This window comes from Limibacillus halophilus (genome assembly GCF_014191775.1).
Lineage (GTDB): Bacteria > Pseudomonadota > Alphaproteobacteria > Kiloniellales > CECT-8803 > Limibacillus > Limibacillus halophilus.
Genome location: NZ_JACHXA010000007.1, coordinates 46,754 through 65,628 on the forward strand (window position 1 = coordinate 46,754; position 18,875 = coordinate 65,628).

General features: G+C 56.7%; 16 protein-coding genes. 7 read left to right on the plus strand and 9 right to left on the minus strand.

The window, feature by feature from the left end; genetic code table 11:
• Positions 1–26: 26 nt before the first annotated feature.
• The gene (locus tag FHR98_RS12275) at positions 27–1,418 is read right to left on the minus strand and encodes an XRE family transcriptional regulator (RefSeq protein WP_183416998.1); all 1,392 of its coding nucleotides are present in this window, start codon (positions 1,416–1,418) and stop codon (positions 27–29) included.
• A gap of 234 nt (positions 1,419–1,652) precedes the next feature.
• Here FHR98_RS12275 and FHR98_RS12280 point away from each other — a divergent pair, with 234 nt between their 5' ends.
• From FHR98_RS12280 to FHR98_RS12300, 5 genes are all read left to right on the plus strand, one after another.
• Complete coding sequence (locus tag FHR98_RS12280; RefSeq protein WP_183416999.1) at positions 1,653–3,002, plus strand: substrate-binding protein; 1,350 nt, start codon at positions 1,653–1,655, stop codon at positions 3,000–3,002.
• Positions 3,003–3,073: 71 nt separating this feature from the next.
• Entirely contained in the window at positions 3,074–4,102 is a 1,029-nt protein-coding gene (locus tag FHR98_RS12285) for a branched-chain amino acid ABC transporter permease (RefSeq protein WP_183417000.1), read from the plus strand.
• A 3-nt stretch (positions 4,103–4,105) separates the two neighbouring features.
• The gene (locus tag FHR98_RS12290) at positions 4,106–5,284 is read left to right on the plus strand and encodes a branched-chain amino acid ABC transporter permease (protein WP_183417001.1); all 1,179 of its coding nucleotides are present in this window, start codon (positions 4,106–4,108) and stop codon (positions 5,282–5,284) included.
• Positions 5,285–5,295: 11 nt separating this feature from the next.
• Entirely contained in the window at positions 5,296–6,051 is a 756-nt protein-coding gene (locus tag FHR98_RS12295) for an ABC transporter ATP-binding protein (protein WP_183417002.1), read from the plus strand.
• A gap of 40 nt (positions 6,052–6,091) precedes the next feature.
• Positions 6,092–6,847, plus strand: a complete 756-nt coding sequence (locus tag FHR98_RS12300) for an ABC transporter ATP-binding protein (protein ID WP_183417003.1) — start codon at positions 6,092–6,094, stop codon at positions 6,845–6,847.
• Positions 6,848–7,007: 160 nt separating this feature from the next.
• On the opposite strand, the gene FHR98_RS12305 is transcribed toward FHR98_RS12300, so the two are convergent.
• From FHR98_RS12305 to FHR98_RS12335, 7 genes are all read right to left on the minus strand, one after another.
• Positions 7,008–7,880, minus strand: coding sequence for a DUF2189 domain-containing protein (locus tag FHR98_RS12305; RefSeq protein WP_183417004.1), 873 nt, complete (start codon positions 7,878–7,880; stop codon positions 7,008–7,010).
• 347 nt (positions 7,881–8,227) lie between these two features.
• Entirely contained in the window at positions 8,228–8,593 is a 366-nt protein-coding gene (locus tag FHR98_RS12310) for a cytochrome C oxidase subunit IV family protein (protein ID WP_183417005.1), read from the minus strand.
• An 11-nt stretch (positions 8,594–8,604) separates the two neighbouring features.
• Positions 8,605–9,330: a heme-copper oxidase subunit III family protein gene (locus FHR98_RS12315; protein WP_183417006.1), complete on the minus strand. Its 726-nt coding sequence runs from the start codon at positions 9,328–9,330 to the stop codon at positions 8,605–8,607.
• Between the two features lie 15 nt (positions 9,331–9,345).
• A complete protein-coding gene (locus FHR98_RS12320; protein WP_183417007.1) occupies positions 9,346–9,999 on the minus strand; it encodes a cytochrome c oxidase subunit 3 in 654 nt (217 codons plus the stop codon).
• Between the two features lie 71 nt (positions 10,000–10,070).
• Positions 10,071–11,852, minus strand: coding sequence for a cytochrome c oxidase subunit I (locus FHR98_RS12325; RefSeq protein ID WP_183417008.1), 1,782 nt, complete (start codon positions 11,850–11,852; stop codon positions 10,071–10,073).
• An 88-nt stretch (positions 11,853–11,940) separates the two neighbouring features.
• On the minus strand, positions 11,941–12,987 hold the full coding sequence (locus tag FHR98_RS12330; protein WP_322091252.1) for a cytochrome c oxidase subunit II: 1,047 nt from the start codon (positions 12,985–12,987) through the stop codon (positions 11,941–11,943).
• Between the two features lie 640 nt (positions 12,988–13,627).
• On the minus strand, positions 13,628–15,256 hold the full coding sequence (locus FHR98_RS12335) for an adenylate/guanylate cyclase domain-containing protein (protein ID WP_183417009.1): 1,629 nt from the start codon (positions 15,254–15,256) through the stop codon (positions 13,628–13,630).
• A gap of 235 nt (positions 15,257–15,491) precedes the next feature.
• On the opposite strand from FHR98_RS12335, the gene FHR98_RS12340 reads away from it, so the two are divergent.
• On the plus strand, positions 15,492–16,835 hold the full coding sequence (locus FHR98_RS12340) for a mechanosensitive ion channel family protein (RefSeq protein WP_183417010.1): 1,344 nt from the start codon (positions 15,492–15,494) through the stop codon (positions 16,833–16,835).
• Between the two features lie 40 nt (positions 16,836–16,875).
• Here the strand turns inward: FHR98_RS12340 and FHR98_RS12345 are convergent, their stop codons facing one another.
• The gene (locus tag FHR98_RS12345; protein WP_183417011.1) at positions 16,876–17,250 is read right to left on the minus strand and encodes a DM13 domain-containing protein; all 375 of its coding nucleotides are present in this window, start codon (positions 17,248–17,250) and stop codon (positions 16,876–16,878) included.
• A 421-nt stretch (positions 17,251–17,671) separates the two neighbouring features.
• Here FHR98_RS12345 and FHR98_RS12350 point away from each other — a divergent pair, with 421 nt between their 5' ends.
• Positions 17,672–18,823, plus strand: coding sequence for an extracellular solute-binding protein (locus FHR98_RS12350; protein WP_183417012.1), 1,152 nt, complete (start codon positions 17,672–17,674; stop codon positions 18,821–18,823).
• The last annotated feature ends 52 nt before the right edge of the window (positions 18,824–18,875 follow it).

Genomic DNA, 18,875 nt, shown 5'->3' on the forward strand with positions numbered 1-18,875 from the left:
ATGGAAAGATCCAAACTGCTGAAGGACTACCCTGCAAAGGGGTCTTCGACCCGATGCCCGCAATCTTTGCGTGGGCAGATTCGGCAGGCAGGCCCGACCTCTTCGACCGGTACCATGGGGCCAGGCGCATAGATCGTCTTGCGCGCATCCGCTTCACTCATGACCAGCATATCGGTGACATAGTGTCGGGGTTTGCCAAAACCGGTCGGTCCGATATTGCGGGCCCTTGCAAGGAACACGAAACGGGCTCCCGTGGGAAAAAGCGCGCGCTGTCGAATGACGGCTTCCGGCGACTGTTGAGCTCGGTAGAGAACCCACAGAGGGCAGGCGGAGGCGTAGCGAGGTGCAACCAATCCGGCAAGGCTGCGCATTTCTAGAATCGTGCCGGCGGCATTTGCGCAGAGATAGCCGAATTGAGGAACCGTGTCCTCTCGCGGTAAGGCCGTTAGGCGCCGACAGACTGTTTCAATATCGAGCGAAAAGGAGTCAGCCAATGCCTCAATATCGTAACCAAGCAACTCTGCCGTCGGTTGGAAGGAATCTATTGGTGCAAGGATTGCAGCGACGGCGTAGTTAACGAGGAGTTCGCGTGCACGGTTGCGCGCCGTAAGGGTTTCCAGTTCGGGCTGACCGTCGACAATGCCCTCTATCAGATCGCAAAGTTTTTCTTCGGCCAAAACGCGGGCTTTCTCGTAGCGTGGCTTCGGCAGGGAGTCGCTGATGACGCCCAGGTTGCGTGCTGCGTCTTCAATCTCCTCGAAAAAGTTGTCGCGCGCATCAAAAAGCGCATCAACTTCGTCCAGGGGCGTCAGATTCCGGTCGGTCTCCTCGACTTTATCGAAATAGGCGGCAAGGGCCTCACCGATTGAAGAAAGGGTGCGGCTCTCATCATGGATCATGCTGAGAAAACGGTCCCGGTCCACAACGGAGATATCCGGGAAATCCTTCAAAATCTCTGCGGCCGACCGGATGGCGGCAATTCGGGTCAACATGCGATGAACGGTTTCACCAAGAAATGGGTCGTGAGTTAACCGGTCCGCGAGCGCACGGGCGGCCTCCGTTGCCTCGTGTTCGGATCGGGATAGCGCCGCGATGGCGCGCGACCAACCGGGATAACGCCCGATCAACTCGTCTACACTTTCGGACTCGACCTCGATGCCCTGGAGTTCGGGCGCATAGGCGATTTCCTCAAGGGCTTCCAGCAATCGATACTCGGCTGCGCCGTCGAGTTGGTCCAACTCCAATCCTAAAGCTTCCGCCGCGCGGCGAAGCAAGCTTCCAGCAATGCCTCTTTTGTTATGTTCGATCAGGTTGAGGTAGGAGGGCGAGATGTCCAACTTTTGGGCCAACGCCACTTGCGTGATACCTAACGACCGGCGCCGCTCCCTAAGCCTCGTACCGACCATCACTTTTGGCATCGCGCTTTCCCAGTATTCCCAGCGGTTTAGTTTGCTATCTGTAAAAAAATTTACAGATTAACGTTTTCTGCTGTCTAAATATTGACAGAAATTATCAATCATTTCAATTGGTTATTGTTGCATTGACAAAACAAGATCATCCTATCCTTGGCGCAGATAGCGCCCATTGAGTGGGGTCGGGCCCAAGAAGACGGCGCCACCAGCTAATTCAAACATAATCTTGGGAGGATATTGATGACTACGTTTTCCACGAGCCGACGTGGGCTGCTCAAGGGCGGTGCCGCGCTGGGATTGGGTTTTGCTGCGCCGACAATTCTGACGAGCAAAGCCTTTGCCGCCAGTTATACCAACGAGCCCAAAGGCTCCACGGTCACCTTCGGTTTCAACGTTCCGCAAACGGGTGCCTACGCCGACGAGGGCGCCGACGAACTGCGCGCCTATGAATTGGCCGTAGAGCATCTGAATGGTGAGGGTGACGGTGGAATGATGGGTACTTTCTCGTCCAAAGCGCTGAAAGGCAATGGCGTGCTTGGAAAGAAGGTTGTGTATGTCACCGGTGATACGCAGACCAAGTCCGATGCCGCGCGCGCTTCCGCCAGGCGCATGATCGAAGCCGATGGCGCCATCATGGTTACCGGTGGTTCCTCGTCCGGCGTTGCGGTTGCCGTTCAGGGCCTCTGTCAGGAAGTTGGCGTTATTTTCATGGCCGGTTTGACGCACTCCAACGATACGACGGGCAAAGACCGAAAAGCCAACGGCTTCCGCCATTTCTTCAATGCCTACATGTCCGGTGCCGCGCTGGCGCCTGTGTTGAAGTCAAACTACGGGAGCGACCGCAAAGCCTACCATCTGACGGCCGACTACACCTGGGGCTGGACGCAGGAAGAATCCATTGCCGCCGCCACCGAGGCGTTGGGTTGGGAGACCGTCAATAAGGTTCGCACGCCATTGGGAGCAGGTGATTTCTCGCAGTACATCACGCCCGTCCTGAACTCCGGTGCTGACGTCCTGATCCTCAATCACTATGGCCGTGATATGGTGAACTCGCTTACCCAGGCGGTTCAGTTTGGCCTGCGCGACAAACAGGTGAATGGCAAGAATTTTGAAATTGTCGTGCCGCTTTACTCGCGCCTGATGGCTCAAGGCGCAGGCAAGAACGTGAACGGCATCTTCGGGTCGACGAACTGGCACTGGTCGTTGCAGGACGAAGCCTCGCAGGCGTTCGTAAAGTCCTTCGGTCAGAAGTATGGCTTCCCGCCCAGCCAGGCGGCGCACACCTGCTATTCCCAGGCGATCCTTTATGCCGATGCTTGTGAGCGTGCGGGCACCTTCAACCCCTGCGGCGTTGTCGAGGCGTTAGAGGACTTTGAGTTCGATGGGCTTGGCAACGGTCCGACACTCTATCGCGGCGCTGATCACCAGTGCTTCAAGGACGTGTTGGTGGTGAAAGGTAAGGAAAACCCAAGCTCGCAGTTCGACCTGCTCGAAGTGGTCGAGGTTGTGCCTGTGGCAAATGTGACCTACGCCCCGGATCACCCAATGTTTGCGGGTGGCGACCTGGGTTCGTGCAACGCCGGCGTCTGATTGTAAGAAGCCCAGTTGAGACCGGTCGCCCGATCGGGCGGCCGGTCGTTCCCACGGCCGAGGTTTAAAAAATGGATGCGATTCTTCTGCAGATCCTAAACGGCTTCGACAAGGGTAGTGCCTATGCGTTGATAGCCCTGGGCTTGACACTCATTTTCGGAACCTTGGGTGTCGTTAATTTTGCTCACGGCGCCTTGTTTATGCTCGGTGCGTTTTGCGCTGTAGCGGTAAACAAGCTTCTGTCGCTCGATATTGTCACCTTGAGCGAGACGCAGACGACAGCGTGGGGTACGCCGCTGGAAATCCGAACGCCTTATGCCGAGGTCTGGTTCGGCGAAATCGGTTCGGTCCTGGTCGATTACTCGGTGCCGCTTTCCATCCTTGTAGCGATACCGGTGATGTTGATCATCGGCGTGGTCATGGAGCGCGGCCTCATCAAGCATTTTTACAAGCGCCCCCACGCCGAGCAGATTTTGGTGACCTTCGGGCTGGCAATTGTGCTCCAGGAGATCATCAAGGCTTGGTTCGGCGCAAACCCAATCCCGCAACCCGCGCCAGGATCACTTAGAGGGATGATTGATTTCGGTGCGGCTGTCGGGTTTGAAGCGGGCAGCGTCGTTTATCCTTTGTGGCGGCTCGTTTACTTCCTTTTTGCCTTTGTCATCATTGGGGCAGTCTTTGCGTTCTTGCAGTTCACCACCCTCGGCATGGTAATTCGCGCCGGTATGGCAGATCGCGAAACGGTCGGGTTGCTGGGCATAGATATTGATAAGCGCTTTACGCTTGTGTTCGGAATCGCGGCCGTGGTCGCAGGCCTGGCAGGCGTCATGTACACACCGATTCTCAGTCCCGACTATCACCTTGGGATGGATTTCCTGGTTCTCAGTTTTGTGGTCGTCGTCGTTGGCGGCATGGGGTCGTTGTCGGGCGCGGTTCTGGCGGGCTTCTTGCTGGGTATTCTCCAGAGCTTCGCATCAATGAACGAGATTAAGCAGGTCATACCGGGTATCGATCAAATTATTATCTACCTTGTAGCCGTCGTTGTGCTCTTGGCCAGACCGCGTGGTCTTCTGGGGCGCAAGGGCGTGATGGAGAGCTAGAACATGATAGAAAAAACCTCTCCACGTGCGGACCGAATTCTCCTCCTGGCGTTTGTTGCAGCGGTTCTGCTCGGTCCGATTCTCCTTGCGCCCTTCGGCGCTGGTTACCCGGACCTTTTGCAGAAGTTTGCTATATTCGGCATCTTCGCAATCGGCTTTAACATCCTCTTCGGCCTCACCGGATATTTGTCATTCGGGCACGCTGCTTTCCTGGGCGTCGGCTCCTATGCGGCGGTTTGGTCCTTCAAGCTGTTGTCGATGAATGTCGTGCCCGCGGTGATCTTCGCGGTGATCGTGGCGGGTCTTTTCTCAGCCGTCATCGGCTATATCTCTCTGCGGCGATCCGGCATTTACTTTTCGATTCTGACGCTGGCCTTTGCACAGATGTCGTACAATCTAGCCTATTCGGTTCTGACACCGATCACCAACGGCGAGACCGGACTGCAGATCACGCTCGGCGATCCTCGAGTTCTTGACAGCGTTTCCAACGATGGTGGCCTGCCGGTCACCAATCTCTTCGGCTTGGCAATGAACCAGACCTGGGAGACAGCTTTGCTCGGGATGACCCTGCATTTCAACGCCGGGTTCTATTTCTGCGCGTTGTTGCTCATTGCCGCCTTTTATATCTCGATGCGGATTTTCCGATCACCGTTCGGCATGATGCTGCGGGCGGTGAAATCGAATCAGAACCGTATGAGCTACACGGGGCTAAATATTCGTCCCTATATGCTGTCGGCCTTCATGATTTCCGGCATGTATGCCGGCCTTGCAGGTGGGTTGTTGGCGGCGACGGACCCGCTGGCTGGTGCTGAACGGATGCAGTGGACCGCGTCGGGAGAGGTTGTGCTGATGACCATTCTAGGTGGCGCCGGCACCTTGATCGGTCCGGTGCTCGGTGCGGGAATCATCAAGTACGCGGAGAATGTCTTCTCTTCCTTCAACGATCAGATACTCGCCGGTTTCTTTGACTTCCTACCTGATTCCCTGGCTTCGGCATTGGTTTGGGCTGCAAGCGCCTTCGTTGGCGATGGCTGGCAACTGACCTTGGGGATCATCTTCATGGTGATCGTCACCTTCCTTCCAGGCGGCTTGATGGAAGGCGTCAACCGGATTCGGAAGTGGCATGAACAGCGCCAAAGGGGCAATGACTTGTCCTCTTGCAGCGCCAAACCGGCTGAGTGAGGAGACGAAGGATGGCAATTCTCTCCGTACGCAACGTCAACAAGAACTTTGGCGGTTTGGCCGCGCTTGCCGACGTCAACCTGAAGGTTGAGGAAGGCATGGTCCATGCCATCATTGGTCCCAACGGCGCTGGCAAGTCGACATTGCTGAACTGTTTTGTCGGCCGGCTCGATCCGGATACCGGCTCAGTCGACTTCGACGGTACCTCGCTCCTCGGTCTCAAACCGCACGAGATCAATCAGGCCGGCATCAGCCGGGTCTTTCAGACACCTGAGATTTTCGGCGAGCTGACTTTGGTTGAAAACGTCATGATCTCCGCTTTCGCCAAACGTGACGGGGCCTTCAAGCTTAATGGTTGGCGGGAAGTGTGGCGCGCGCAAGACATACATGGGCTTGCCATGGAGACCCTCTCCGATCTTGGACTTGCGGGGTTTTCCCTCAATAACGCCGGACAGCTTTCGCGGGGCGACAAGCGTCGCCTGGAACTGGCCATGTGTCTGGTTCAAAAACCCAAATTGCTACTGCTGGATGAGCCGACTGCGGGCATGGCCCGCGCAGATACGAACCGTACCATCAGCCTGCTCAAGGAAATCGCCGGGCGGGGCATCACCATGATTGTCATCGAGCACGACATGCATGTGGTGTTCTCTCTCGCGGATCGGATTTCAGTGCTATCACAGGGCACGATAATCGCCGAGGACCTGCCCGAGAAAATCAAGGGGAACCCGCGCGTGCAGGAGGCCTATCTCGGTGGGGCACATTTATGAGCACCACAAGATCGATGCAATGCCGGAAGGGAGGAACGCGATGAGTCCGTCCGCAGCCAGCGCGACAATCGGGGCCAAAGAAGCCTCGGATCCCGCTTACGTCTCAGTGCGTGGCATTCACGCATACTATAACGAGAGTTACATCGTACAAGGTGTCAGCTTTGACATTCGCGAGGGTGAGATCGTGGCGCTTTTGGGGCGCAACGGTGCTGGAAAAACCTCCACCCTGCGGACTCTGGCAAGAGTCGACAATCCCGCTTTGCGGCAAGGAGAGATATGGCTCGACCAGAAACCTCTGCACCAGATGAAAGCCTTTGAGGCGGCGCAAAGCGGTATCGGATTGGTCCCAGAAGATCGCCGCATTATCTCGGGCCTGACGGTCGAGGAAAACCTGCAGCTTGCCCAGATTGCGCCGCCGAAAGGTTGGTCGATCGAACGGGTGTATGAACTCTTCCCTCGTTTGGCAGAGCGTCGGCGGCAGGATGGTGTCACGATGTCTGGCGGCGAGCAGCAAATGCTGGCGATCGCCCGCGCGTTGGTGCGTGACGTCAAGCTGCTCCTTCTTGACGAACCCTACGAGGGGCTGGCTCCGGTTATCGTACAGGAGATCGAAAAGACTCTACAGCAGATCAAGGGTCTGAGCATGACGACTATCATCGTCGAGCAAAACGCGATTGCGGCGCTGAACCTGGCAGACCGAGCTATTATTCTTGATATGGGCCAGATTGTTTTCGACGGCACTGCAACAGAGGTTCTCGAGAACGCCGAACTACGCCAGGAATACCTTGCGATCTGATCGAACCCGCGAACAATTGTTTCGTGATCCCAACGCACGGCCTTTGTCGAACAACAGAAGAAGCTTGCCCGAATCATCGGCGCGTGGGAACGCAATACTAGGGAGAAGGCTAAGAGGGTTCGAAAAGGGGCCGGCGTGAAAAACAGCCGGCCCCTCTTTTCTAGTGCCCGACGACCTTTCGATAGAGGTGCCAGGTCGCATGCCCCAACAAGGGCATGACGATGATCAAACCCAAAAGGGCGGGCAGTGAGCCGAGGACCAAGCTACCGGCCACGATCATGCCCCACACCGCCATGGTTTTTGGGTTGGCGCGGACAGCACGAACCGAGGTTTCAATGGCTTTGTTTACGCCGACGTTCTTGTCTAGCAGCAGAGGAAAGGACACGACGCTGATCGTCAGAACGAGAAGCGCAAAAAGGAACCCGATGCCAAACCCGAAGATGATCATTGCCCAACCAGCGGAGGTCGTGAAGACATCCTGTATGAAGGCGCCAATTGCAACGGGTGGCTCCGGCCCCAAAGTCGCCGCGTAGACCGCATAGGCAGCGCCCAGCCAAACCAGAAAAATACCAAGCAGAACGAGACCTAGGGCGATAATGGAGGTGAAAGCCGGTGCGCGAATTACACCAAAAGCATCGAGCCAGGTGACCTTGTCGCCTCGTTCCCGACGGCGGCTGATTTCATAGAGCCCCACCGCCGCCACCGGCCCAATCAAAGCAAACCCTGAAAGTAGCGGGAAAAGGAGCGGCAGCATGTCGTAGCCGAACAGCAACCGCGATAGCACCAGACCGGCTACCGGATAAATGATGCATACGAAGATGATATCCGTTCGGTAAGCACCCAGGTCGGCGAACCCTTTGACCAGTGCGTCCTTCAAATCGACGATTTCGATACGCCTGATTGTTAATTCGGATTGTTTGGCTTCGTCGGGGTGGCGCAAATTGTGATCGGCTTTTTCGATCACGCCACCTACGGCTTTGACTTCATCCATGACCCACTCGATTGGATTGCGGATGTGGTCTTTCGAGTCCATATCGCTCCTCCCGAACTTTCTGGTTGGTGACCTTTGTCGGACCGCTGATCGAACAGAACCATTTTTGTCGATCCTGGCGGCGGCGAAGCCCACCTTGTCTTGAAGCTTACCTCAATTCTCGACCGTCGTCCTCAGCTATCCGGTTTCCATAAGTCAGCCATGCCGAGCGGCTTGGGTTTGCTGGTGTTTCAATAGGGTAAGCCAAAGACATGCAAGACCCAAAGACTCCAGCTAAGGGCAGCGGCACCGCCCATCGTTGCCGCCACCGCCATGCCGACGATACTGCGATCCTTCACTGCTAATTCTCGCGCTGGCTCAACGGAGCACGCGGTCGGTCCTTCAAAAGATCAACCTCCTGCGCCAAAGAACAGATGGCGCGTGAACAGAGTGTGCTCCGATTCAATCGCCATGATGCCGACAAAAACCAACACCGCCAGCGGTGGCACGAGGATCGCATAGATCAGCGCCAGCCGCTCCCAGACCATATGCATGAAGACCGCGACGATAAGACCTGCTTTTAGCATCATGAAAATCAGGATGAGCGTCCATCGCAGATACCCTTCGAACTGGAAGTAATCGACCATGTAGGAAAGAGCGCTGAGGACGAAGAGCCAGCCCCAGACCACAAAGTAAACCTTTAGCGGGTGATGCTGGCCATGATCCGGAGCCGCTTGGTTCGCGGTTCCCGGCGAAGAATGTGCGGCTTGTGTCATATCATCCCCCCTCACCAAAGATAAAAGAATGCAAAAATAAACACCCAAACCAGATCGACGAAGTGCCAGTAGAGGCCCATAACCTCGACGGACTCGTAGTTGCCTTTCCGGCTGGTGAAAAATCCCTTTTTCTCTTCGTCGTATTCGCCGCGCCACACCTTGCGCGCGACGATCAACAAGAAGATCACGCCGATGGTCACGTGAGTCCCGTGAAAGCCGGTGACCATGAAGAAGATCGATCCGAACTGCGGTGCGCCCCAGGGATTGCCCCAAGGACGCACGCCCTCATGGATAAGCTTAGTCCACTCGAAGGCCTGCATGCCGACGAAGGTGGCTCCAAGCCCTGCGGTGACCAGCAGCAATATCAGGGTCGCGCGCCTGTTCTTGCGATAGCCGTAGTTGACCGCCAGCGCCATGGTGCCGCTGCTGCTGATCAGGACGAAGGTCATGATGGCGATCAGGATCAGAGGGATGGACTCGCCGGCGATGGTGAGGGCGAACACCTCGCTCGTATTGGGCCAGGGCTCGACCGTCGACATGCGCACTGTCATGTAGGCGATCAGGAAGCAACTGAAGATGAAGGTATCGCTCAGTAGGAAGATCCACATCATGGCCTTGTGCCATGACGCCGTCTTGAAGGATCGCTGATCCGCAGACCAGTCAGCTACGAAGCCTCGTCCACCAGGTTGTAGCGCCGCGGAGGCCGCGGCATGAGGTGTCGAAGAGGATTCTGCCATGTCAGGTCTCCCAGTCTATCTAAGTCCACAAAGGACGAGCAGAGCGTTCAGGTTGTCGTTGTCCGAGAACAGCAAGCCAAAGAGGATCAACCAAATGATGAGAAGGAAATGCCAGTAAGTCGCGCACAGGCGGATTCGAAGGGCCATGTCCTGCGTGTTCGGGCTCCGCCAAAGCACTTTGGCGGTTCGCCTCCAGGCTACCAGCCCACCCATCATGTGCAGCGCATGCAGTGCGGTGATGAGATAGAAGAATGCGACCGCAGGGTTGGTGATATCGAATTCAACAGAGGCGATCATCTGTCTCCAGGCTAGGAGTTGCCCAATCAGGAAGGCGACGGCGAAGAGCCCGGCCACAAGCATACCAACCTTCGCATTGTCCACGCGATCGCGGCGAATGCTGAACAGAGACCACTGAAAAGCAATGCTGCTTTGGATCAACAGCCCCGTATTGAACCACAGAATCCACTGGGATGGCGTCGGGCGCCAATCCTCGAAGAGCATGCGGTCTGCGTAGGTGATGACCAGGAGCGCGAACAAAACCGAAGCAATACAGAGGAACATCCGAAGCCCGACCGTGGCAGCCGACAAATCAAAGCTCCGCCCCCCGTCAATCGCGGGGTTATCGGATCCTACCCATGGCTTTTCCACAAGTTGGTGGAAGATGTTCATGTTGCCTGCTCCTTGGTTATGCCACTCCTGGGGTTATGCCACTTCCGGCTTACGCCTAATCTTGAGCATCGCTACTCCGCCGCACCCCCTCGAACCGCGCTGGGCGGCATGTTCTGGGGCAGGAAGTCGTCCTTGGCTCCGGGCACGCTGTAGTCGTATGGCCAGCGATAAACGACCGGCAACTCATCGCCCCAGTTGCCGTGTCCAGGGGGCGTTTCCGGCGTCTGCCATTCTAGCGAGGCTGCATTCCAAGGATTGCCGCCAGCCGGTTTACCTTTGCGCAAGCTCCATACCAGATTGAACAGGAACATGATCTGCACGGCACCGACGATGAAGGCGGCAATGCTGACGAACTCGTTAATGGTCACGACGGAATGGGAGATGAAAGGCATGTCGCCCAGCTCATGATAGCGGCGCGGAACACCCATCAACCCGAGGTAATGCAACGGCAGGAAGATCGCGTAGGCACCCAGGAACGTCACCCAGAAATGTATCTGGCCCATCGTCTCGTCGAGCATCCTTCCAGTGATCTTCGGATACCAGTGATAAATGGCGCCGAAGATAACCAAAATGGGCGCGACACCCATGACCATGTGGAAATGGGCAACCACGAACATGGTATCGGAAAGTGGGACATCCACCACGGCGTTGCCCAAGAACAGGCCCGTCATGCCGCCATTCACGAAGGAGATGACGAAACCCAGCGCAAACAGCATCGGCACTGAGAAATGGATGTTTCCGCGCCACAGCGTCAGAACCCAGTTGTATACCTTCAGAGCCGTCGGAACCGCGATGATCAGGGTCGTCGTGGCGAAGAAGAACCCGAAATAGGGGTCCATGCCGCTGACGTACATGTGGTGTGCCCAGACGATGAAGCTGAGACCGCCGATGATGACAATCGCCCAGACCATCATGCGATAGCCGAAGATGTTCCGTCGGGCATGAACGCTGATCAAGTCGGATACAATTCCAAAAGCAGGGAGGGCGACGATGTAGACCTCCGGATGCCCGAAGAACCAGAAGAGGTGCTGGAACAGGATCGGGCTGCCCCCTTGGTAGTCCAGCGCTTGCCCCATCTCAACGATGGCCGGGACGAAGAAGCTTGTGCCGAGGATACGATCAAACAGCAGCATGACCGCGCCGACGAAGAGAGCCGGGAAGGCCAGCAAGGCCAGCACGCTGGCGGTGAAGATGCCCCAAACGGTCAGTGGCATGCGCATTAGTGTCATTCCGCGCGCGCGCGCCTGAAGCACCGTTACGACATAGTTCAGGCCACCCATCGTAAAGCCGATGATAAAGATAATCAGCGAAACCAGCATCAGGATGATGCCCGCGCCGCTTCCCGGCGTCCCGGACAGGATGGATTGCGGCGGATAGAGCGTCCAACCTGCGCCAGTTGGGCCGCCCGGCACAAAGAAGCTGATGACCAGGACGATGACCGCCAGCAAATAGAGCCAATAGCTGAGCATGTTTACATAGGGGAATACCATGTCCCGAGCGCCCACCATGAGCGGAATCAGGTAGTTACCGAATCCCCCCAGAAACAGCGCCGTGAGCAGATAGATCACCATGATCATGCCGTGCATGGTGATGTACTGGTAATACTGCTCTGCATCGATGATCGATAATTCAGGAAAGCCCAACTGCAGACGCATCAGCCATGACAGCACAAGCGCCACTAAACCGATGGCGATTGCCGTGCTGGAATACTGGATCGCAATCACCTTGGCGTCTTGGCTAAAGACGTACTTCGTCAGCCAGCTTTTGGCGTGATAGAGCTCTACTTCAGGAACTTCCAGGGGGGGTACTGCGTCCGAGGCGCCACCCGGCATGTTGTGCGTTGTATCGACCATCAGGCGACTCTCCTCGATCCAATCAATTGGCGCCGCAGATGCCGGGCAGCCAATCCGTGCGTTCCTGTCGTCACAGCGGGTCTCATCGTCATGGCTTAGCCTCCCCCTGGTTTTGTGTCAGGCTTGAAACCCGGCTTTCGCGGGCTGCCGCGGCTAACTGTGCGAAGGTCTTTTGTTCCTGCAGCCAAGCGAGATATTCGGCTTCCTCATCCACCACGACTTCGCCGCGCATCAGGGCATGGGCGACGCCACAGAGCTCTGCGCAGAGAACTTGGAAGGTTCCGGTGCGAGACGGTGTCAGCCAAAGGAAAGTGACCATACCCGGCACCATATCCATCTTGGTGCGGAACTCCGGCACGTAGAAGCTGTGCAGGACGTCTATGGAGCGCATCAGGACTTTGACGGGCTTGTCCAAAGGCAAGTGCAAAGCGCCACCCTGAACGACGATATCATCCTGACCGTTGGGATCGTCGGGATTGATGCCCAGCGGATTGTCAGGGCCAATGTGCTTGATGTTGGACGTACCGAGCTGGCCATCCTCGCCCGGTAGGCGATAGCTCCAGTTCCACTGCTGGCCGATTACCTCGATCTCAGTTGCCTCCGCTGGCGGTTCGACGAACTGGTTCCACACAAACAGGCCGGGAGCCAGCATCGCCGCAACCGCAACCGTTGTCAGAACGGTGAGGATAACCTCCAGTTTCTTGCTTTCGGGCTCGTACTCCGCACGGTTCCCTTTCTTGTGGCTGTAGCGGACAACGCAGTAGGCCATGAAAAGCAGAATGATCACGAACACTGCACCAGTCAGCAGAAAGGTAAGATTTATCGTGTCGTCGATGTACTGCCAGTTGGACGCGATCGGAGCCCACCACCAGGGGCTGAAAATATGAAACGCGACAGTGCCGAGAGCCACACCGATCAACATGTGCGCTACATAGTTCGGTCGTTCCCGGACCAAACCTTCCGATTCGTCGAAAGCCGCGCGAATCAAGTTGAAGACAACAAGGATGCCGGCGAGGAAGACGATCAGGCCGATCCAGTAGAAAATCCCGCTGCCCGCACGGCTTGCCAAAAATAATCCCAGCAGGCTGGCAAGGCCCATACATCCGCCGAGGTTCCATCTCGCACTTTTACTCACCGTTCCCTCACCTTCGTTTTATGGGTCCGGCGTGTTTGCGTACGCCGTCCCTTCATTGTTCCAGCGGTCAAGGTTGAAGTAGCGATATGCCGCTTGCGGTCGAGCCTCGGTTTCGCGGGTTGTGGCCCCGTGAATTCTGCCTCGTCCCGAAGCCAATTGAATCGACTGAAAAACGCGTAAGGAATTCGCTCTGCGCCTGAATGTTTAGCGCAGCCTGCAAAAATCGCTGTCGTGCCGAAGCGAAGGGTAGGCGAATCGACTTGCCACCCCTGGCGGTCGGCGATCGCGTACTGGTATGCCATATGCACACCTCCAGTCCCGCCGCGCCGGGCGGACGTAGTCGCGATAGGTCAATCTGTTCCCGGACTGGCCAGCGGAAGCAAGAAGCACGCCTTGGCCCTACCAGCCTCGCCGGATCTGTTGCCCGTCACGACTGTTAATCGATCTCCGGTGTCTCTGACTCACTGCGTGATCGACGCAAAAATACTGCGCGACTTATATGCTGTGGTCAAGCGTAAGCCCTTTATTAGGCTTGTATATCTAAATCAGAATATGTTTTTTGCGATATGAGGTCCGGGGTTACGTGGGGCCTCTGGCCAGCAGCCTAGGGCCATCTCTAAAGCGGCTGAAAACTGCAAAATCAGTGGCGCAGTATAGCGTTCAGGGCAGAAGAAAGCGCCTTTTCGATCTCACGTCTTTCACCCTCGTCAATCGCGGAGAGGTTGAGATGCAGTTGCATTCTCTCGGACTTGACCTCGATCACGTCCGAGGACAGATCCATGTGGTCACCGTAAATGTTTTCTATGACGTAAGGCACGATCTCCCTGCTGATACCCTTGAGCGTGATGGGTTCAAGCGCGCGCGCGGTGACATGATCCTGGACCAGGGCGTAAGTTTCATAGCTCATGACGATGCCGCCGGGCTGTGCGATGGACTCGAGCCTGGCCGCTAAATTGGCTTCGGCGCCGATGATGGTGTAGTCCATGCGGTCGTCGCTGCCGAAGTTTCCGACGTTGCAGTACCCGGTGCTGATGCCCATGCGGGCGCGCAATGGGTTCTCCAGGCCACGCCGCCGCCATTCGCCCCCCAGTTCCTCCAAGCGCCGTTGCATGGTGATGGCCATCTTCACGCAAGCCAAGGCGTCTTCCTTCGCACCTCTGGTTTCGGGATCGCCGAAGAATGCCAGTATCGCGTCGCCGATAAACTTATCGACCGTGGCGCCGTGTTCGTGGGCGATCTTCGCCATCTCGGTAAAGTATTCATTCAACAGTGCGGTCAGTTCTTCAGGCTGGAGGCGCTCGGTGGTGACGGTGAAATCCTTGATGTCCGAGAAAAAGATCGTGAGTTTCTTGCGCTCGGTCGCGATTACGGCGTCGCGCGCACCGCTGAAGATCGATTTGTAAACCTGCGGCGAAAGATACTTTGAAATCTTGATCGAGATGGCTGCCAGGAAGGAGTTCGCCTCCTCCAGCTCGCTGTTCATGCCTGCGAACTGTACCGCCAAACGCCATTGCACCGCCGCGAAGGCAAGACCGATGAATCCAGCAAACCCCAAATAGGTCAGCAGGTAGGTGAAGGAGAACAGATTTGCGGCAATGGGTTGGTCTATCCTGATGGATTGAATGCCACGCACGTCGCCGACCTTCCAGTCGCTTCGCGGGCTTTCAGGATGAGAGTTGTGGCAGGCAACGCAGGTCGTGCCCATGACGATCGGCACCGCCATCCGGATCTGCCGATTCAGAAGCGATCCGCCAACCTCGGTGACATTGCTGTCAGGGCGTCCGTCGGCGCGCAGCGTGTCAAGGGCTTGGATCTCGAATGGGTCCAGCACATGCGGGACGCGCCCCTTGAAGGTTTCATCGGAGACGAAACGGTAGGTAATTCCCTCCGCCCGCTTGCCGATCACTTCGCCTAACTCGATAGACAAGGTCGCAGGGATCGGGATTCCACCCTCGATCTCCTCATAGTTATGGGCCAAGATCGCGTTGCCATCATTGTCAAGGACCCGGCGAACCACATTGCTTGAGTAGTATCCCCGGATCTCGGAAATCATCCCGTTGAGATCTCTGGCTTGCCGGGTCAGCGATTCGTTGGAGAGTTGGTGAAGATCGAGCCAAACGGCGACCGGCAACATAATCAAAGCCAACAGGACCACCGCTACCACGCCGACCGGATGGGAAAGCGATCGCCGTCCGGCGGCATCCACCCGTGCGAGGATGCCATCGCCCTCGCCGCGTAGTGACGCACCCGCAGATTTTTGACTGCTCATTCCCACTCCCCCAGCGCCGCCAACGCCTCGGCCCAAATGCGCCTCACTTTGACGCCGCTTACGGCCAGCCTTTCCCCTTAGGCAGCTCTCGAGGATCAGGATATACCAACTTTCACCTTGGTCGCCGTTTTTCTGCTTCTGCCTAGGTGGGCGGTGGCAAAAGCGTTTGGGGTCTGCGGGATTTTCGCAAAGCAGGTTACACTGATGGAAGCCGACAACGATCAGGGGCGATGCTTTGGACCAGGAAGCAGACTTCATCCACTCCCTCGGTTTACTAGAATTGCCCGGCCATTTGCACGACTGGCTTCAGGATAACTTTCTGCGCCTGGAGACCTTGACGCAGGCCGGGATAATCGTCGCCGCTCTATTGGTGGCCTGGCTGTTGCGAGGCAGTGTTAAAGGTGTCCTGGGGATACCGGCCAAGCGCACGCTTACATGGGACGCCAAGCTACACCGTGTTGCCGAAGCGCTCCCCGACCTCGCCTTTCCGATCGCACTGTTGCTCTTGATCCTTGCGGGTCGGGCCGTAGCCGAAGCGGCGGAGCTTCCCAGCGGTCTGCTGGTGGTGGCGATCAGTCTGACGGCGGCCTGGATCGTGATCCGCTTGGGCGCTGCCGTTGTCCAAAGTCCGCAAACCTCCCGCATTCTGGCGGTTTCCGCCTGGGCGCTTGCGGCCCTCAATATCTTGGGTTGGTTGGACGATACCATCAGAATCCTGGATGGAACCGCACTTCCCTTCGCAGGGCAGCGCATTACGCTTCTTGTGGCCTTGAAGGCGGCAATCCTGCTGCTCCTGCTCCTGTGGCTTGCCCGCGTGCTGACGCGCTTTGCCCGTGGACGCATCGACCGTTCCAAGATGCTTACGCCTTCGATGAAGGTTTTGATCGAGAAGTCGCTCAAGATCGTCGTCTTCTCTTTAGTTTTCCTGGTGACCCTTGATTACCTCGGTGTCGATTTGACGGCCTTTGCGGTTTTTACGGGTGCGTTGGGCGTGGGCGTCGGCTTTGGCTTGCAGAAGGTCGTTTCGAATCTGGTTAGTGGTTTCATTCTCTTGATGGATCGCTCTATCAAACCCGGTGACGTGATCGAACTGGACGAAACGTTCGGATGGGTGACATCTCTTGGCGCACGCTATGTCGCGCTCTCGACCCGTGATGGTAAGGAGTGGCTCATACCGAATGAGGATCTGATTACCCAGCGGGTCGTGAACTGGTCCTATTCCAACAAACTCCTGCGCCTGCCGGTTCGTTTCGGTGTCGCTTATCATTCGGATGTGCGCAAAGCGATGGAATTGGCGATACAGGCCGCGAAATCCGAGCCTCGCGTGTTAACGGACCCGGCACCGGTATGCCGCCTTGTCGAATTCGGCGACAACTCAGTCAACTTTGAGCTGCGGGTCTGGATTTACGATCCCGAAGGCGGTGTCATGAATGTACGCAGCAACATTCTTTTGGCTCTATGGGATCTCCTACGCCAAGAAGAGATTGAGATACCCTTCCCGCAGCGCGACCTCCACATCAAGGAAGGTTCACGGCTGGTCGTGAAGTTGGACAAGGATCAACCGGACGATCAAAAGTAGTGCGTGTCAGGAAATTTCATAGCGCCCGTCAACCCGACGGTCATTGCCGGATTTTGGCGACTCCTAGTGGGACCGCGTATTTCTTGCACCAGATGATGACTTCCGATGCCTCTTCGAGCGCGGCGGTTGCTGGCGCACTGTAGCTTTGTTCGCCGGTCCAGGATTCGAGCTTTTCGAGAATGCCGCCATCGGTTGGCTTTGATGCGTTACCCAATGCAACGTAGGCATCCGGGGCGCTATCGAGCGAGAAACTTTCATCTAGCTTGATCGTGATCGTGCCATTCTCGTTCGTAACGGAGACCGTCCCAGAGGTCTTGTGACCCGATGCGCCGGTGAAGGAGCCCTCGCCAGCAAAGGCCGGGGATGTGATGATCAAGACTGTCGCCACGGCTGCTAAAAAGGTCCGCTGGAACATGATGTGCCTCCAGATATATCAAAGGAAGTTCTGTATCTTTAACACCTTTATCGGACTGTTGGCCCCGTCTTGCCAGTTAACATCTCGTGATGAAGCGGTGTTTACAAAGCTGGGGCAGGGTTCTACCGAAACCAGCCGAGTGCTGGCGAACCTGCGAGTTTCACCGAGGCAGCAACTGTTACAATTTCCGTATTGTCGGCCCTTTGACACGCGCCTATTGTCATCAAACGTTGGCTTTTGAAAGCCTGTTCCAACGTGCATCATGCGCCGCAGCGCGTCGGTGTCTGGTGCTAGGCCAAAAATGGTAAAGGTACCTTTGTAACGACCTAATCCTAGAACGTGCGCGCGCAGACGTTTCGGGCACCTGCCCAAAAAAAAGACCGCGGAAGCACCGGGGTCACGACGACAGGAGAGAATGAAGATGGAAACAAAAATCACCTTAACGCCCCGCGCCAAGCGGGCCTTTAGCCGCCGCTCCGTTCTTGGTGGTGTCGCGGCTGCTGCACTTGCAGCACCCATGATTAGCCGCCGTGCCTTGTCTTCATCGGGCGAGGTCAATGTCTTTACCTGGGGTGACTACTTCCAGGACAACATGACCGAGGCCTTCACCAAGGCGACGGGCATTAAGGTCAATGTATCGACCTATGGTTCGAACGAGGAGGCGCAAAGCAAGCTACGTGCCGCCAACGGTGCTGGCTTTGACCTGATCTTCCCATCGGTGGATACCCGTCCCAACTACGATGACGGGGACTTGCTCGCCGAGATCGACGAGAGCCGCATCAAGGTAGACAGGGTACAGTCCGCGCTGTGGCGTAATTCCCTGCGATTGGGCGCCGCCCGTCGCGGCAAACGGTACCTCGTGCCGTTCAGCTGGGGTACCGAAGGCATCACCTATGACAGCAGTGTTCATAACATCGGGCCGGGTGAGCTGTCCTATGGACACCTTTGGGCCGACGGACTGGACGGCAAGGTAGCCGCCCGTCAGAAATCGGTGCTGGTGAGCTTGGCGATCTATCTCGACTCGACCGGTGAGTTGAAGTCAGACCGTGCCATGGATTTCTATAAAACCGAAGCCGATTGCCGTCGGGTCTTCGAGGGCTGTCTGGCGTTTGCCGGTAAGCACAAGAAGAACATTGGCGCTTATTGGAACAATGCCACGGAAGCAACCGGCGCTTTCACGGATGCCGGCTGCACGGTCGGACAAACTTGGGACACCACCGGCATCAAGTTGCATCAGGATGTCGATCCGAAATGGCGCTATGCGGCGCCCAAGGAAGGCGCTCTGGGCTGGATGGACACCGTGGCCATTCCTTCCGGCGCGGCGAACGTCGATCAGGCCTACGAGCTGATCAACTTCCTGATGACGCCGGAGATCGGCGGCATGTTCGCGAACAACACCGGCTATAACTCTGCCGCAGTGAATGCCAGCGAACATCTGACCGATGCCAGCAAGGAAGCCTTCGCATTCGCTTATCCGGGCGATGCAATCGATAACCTCTGGTGGTGGCCGATGTTCACGCCATGGTTCTCGGAAATGCGTCAGGAGTACGTTGAGAAACTGACGAACCTCTGATCTGTCGAGGGCGCGGGCGAAAATTCGCCCGCGCCTTTTTCCGCCAATGACA

Excerpts from the sequence above, each read along its gene's own strand:
- FHR98_RS12275 (WP_183416998.1), bottom strand. The coding sequence starts at position 1,418 with ATGCCAAAAGTGATGGTCGGTACGAGGCTTAGGGAGCGGCGCCGGTCG.
- FHR98_RS12280 (WP_183416999.1), top strand. The coding sequence starts at position 1,653 with ATGACTACGTTTTCCACGAGCCGACGTGGGCTGCTCAAGGGCGGTGCC.
- FHR98_RS12285 (WP_183417000.1), top strand. The coding sequence starts at position 3,074 with ATGGATGCGATTCTTCTGCAGATCCTAAACGGCTTCGACAAGGGTAGT.
- FHR98_RS12290 (WP_183417001.1), top strand. The coding sequence starts at position 4,106 with ATGATAGAAAAAACCTCTCCACGTGCGGACCGAATTCTCCTCCTGGCG.
- FHR98_RS12295 (WP_183417002.1), top strand. The coding sequence starts at position 5,296 with ATGGCAATTCTCTCCGTACGCAACGTCAACAAGAACTTTGGCGGTTTG.
- FHR98_RS12300 (WP_183417003.1), top strand. The coding sequence starts at position 6,092 with ATGAGTCCGTCCGCAGCCAGCGCGACAATCGGGGCCAAAGAAGCCTCG.
- FHR98_RS12305 (WP_183417004.1), bottom strand. The coding sequence starts at position 7,880 with ATGGACTCGAAAGACCACATCCGCAATCCAATCGAGTGGGTCATGGAT.
- FHR98_RS12310 (WP_183417005.1), bottom strand. The coding sequence starts at position 8,593 with ATGACACAAGCCGCACATTCTTCGCCGGGAACCGCGAACCAAGCGGCT.
- FHR98_RS12315 (WP_183417006.1), bottom strand. The coding sequence starts at position 9,330 with ATGGCAGAATCCTCTTCGACACCTCATGCCGCGGCCTCCGCGGCGCTA.
- FHR98_RS12320 (WP_183417007.1), bottom strand. The coding sequence starts at position 9,999 with ATGAACATCTTCCACCAACTTGTGGAAAAGCCATGGGTAGGATCCGAT.
- FHR98_RS12325 (WP_183417008.1), bottom strand. The coding sequence starts at position 11,852 with ATGGTCGATACAACGCACAACATGCCGGGTGGCGCCTCGGACGCAGTA.
- FHR98_RS12335 (WP_183417009.1), bottom strand. The coding sequence starts at position 15,256 with ATGAGCAGTCAAAAATCTGCGGGTGCGTCACTACGCGGCGAGGGCGAT.
- FHR98_RS12345 (WP_183417011.1), bottom strand. The coding sequence starts at position 17,250 with ATGTTCCAGCGGACCTTTTTAGCAGCCGTGGCGACAGTCTTGATCATC.
- FHR98_RS12350 (WP_183417012.1), top strand. The coding sequence starts at position 17,672 with ATGGAAACAAAAATCACCTTAACGCCCCGCGCCAAGCGGGCCTTTAGC.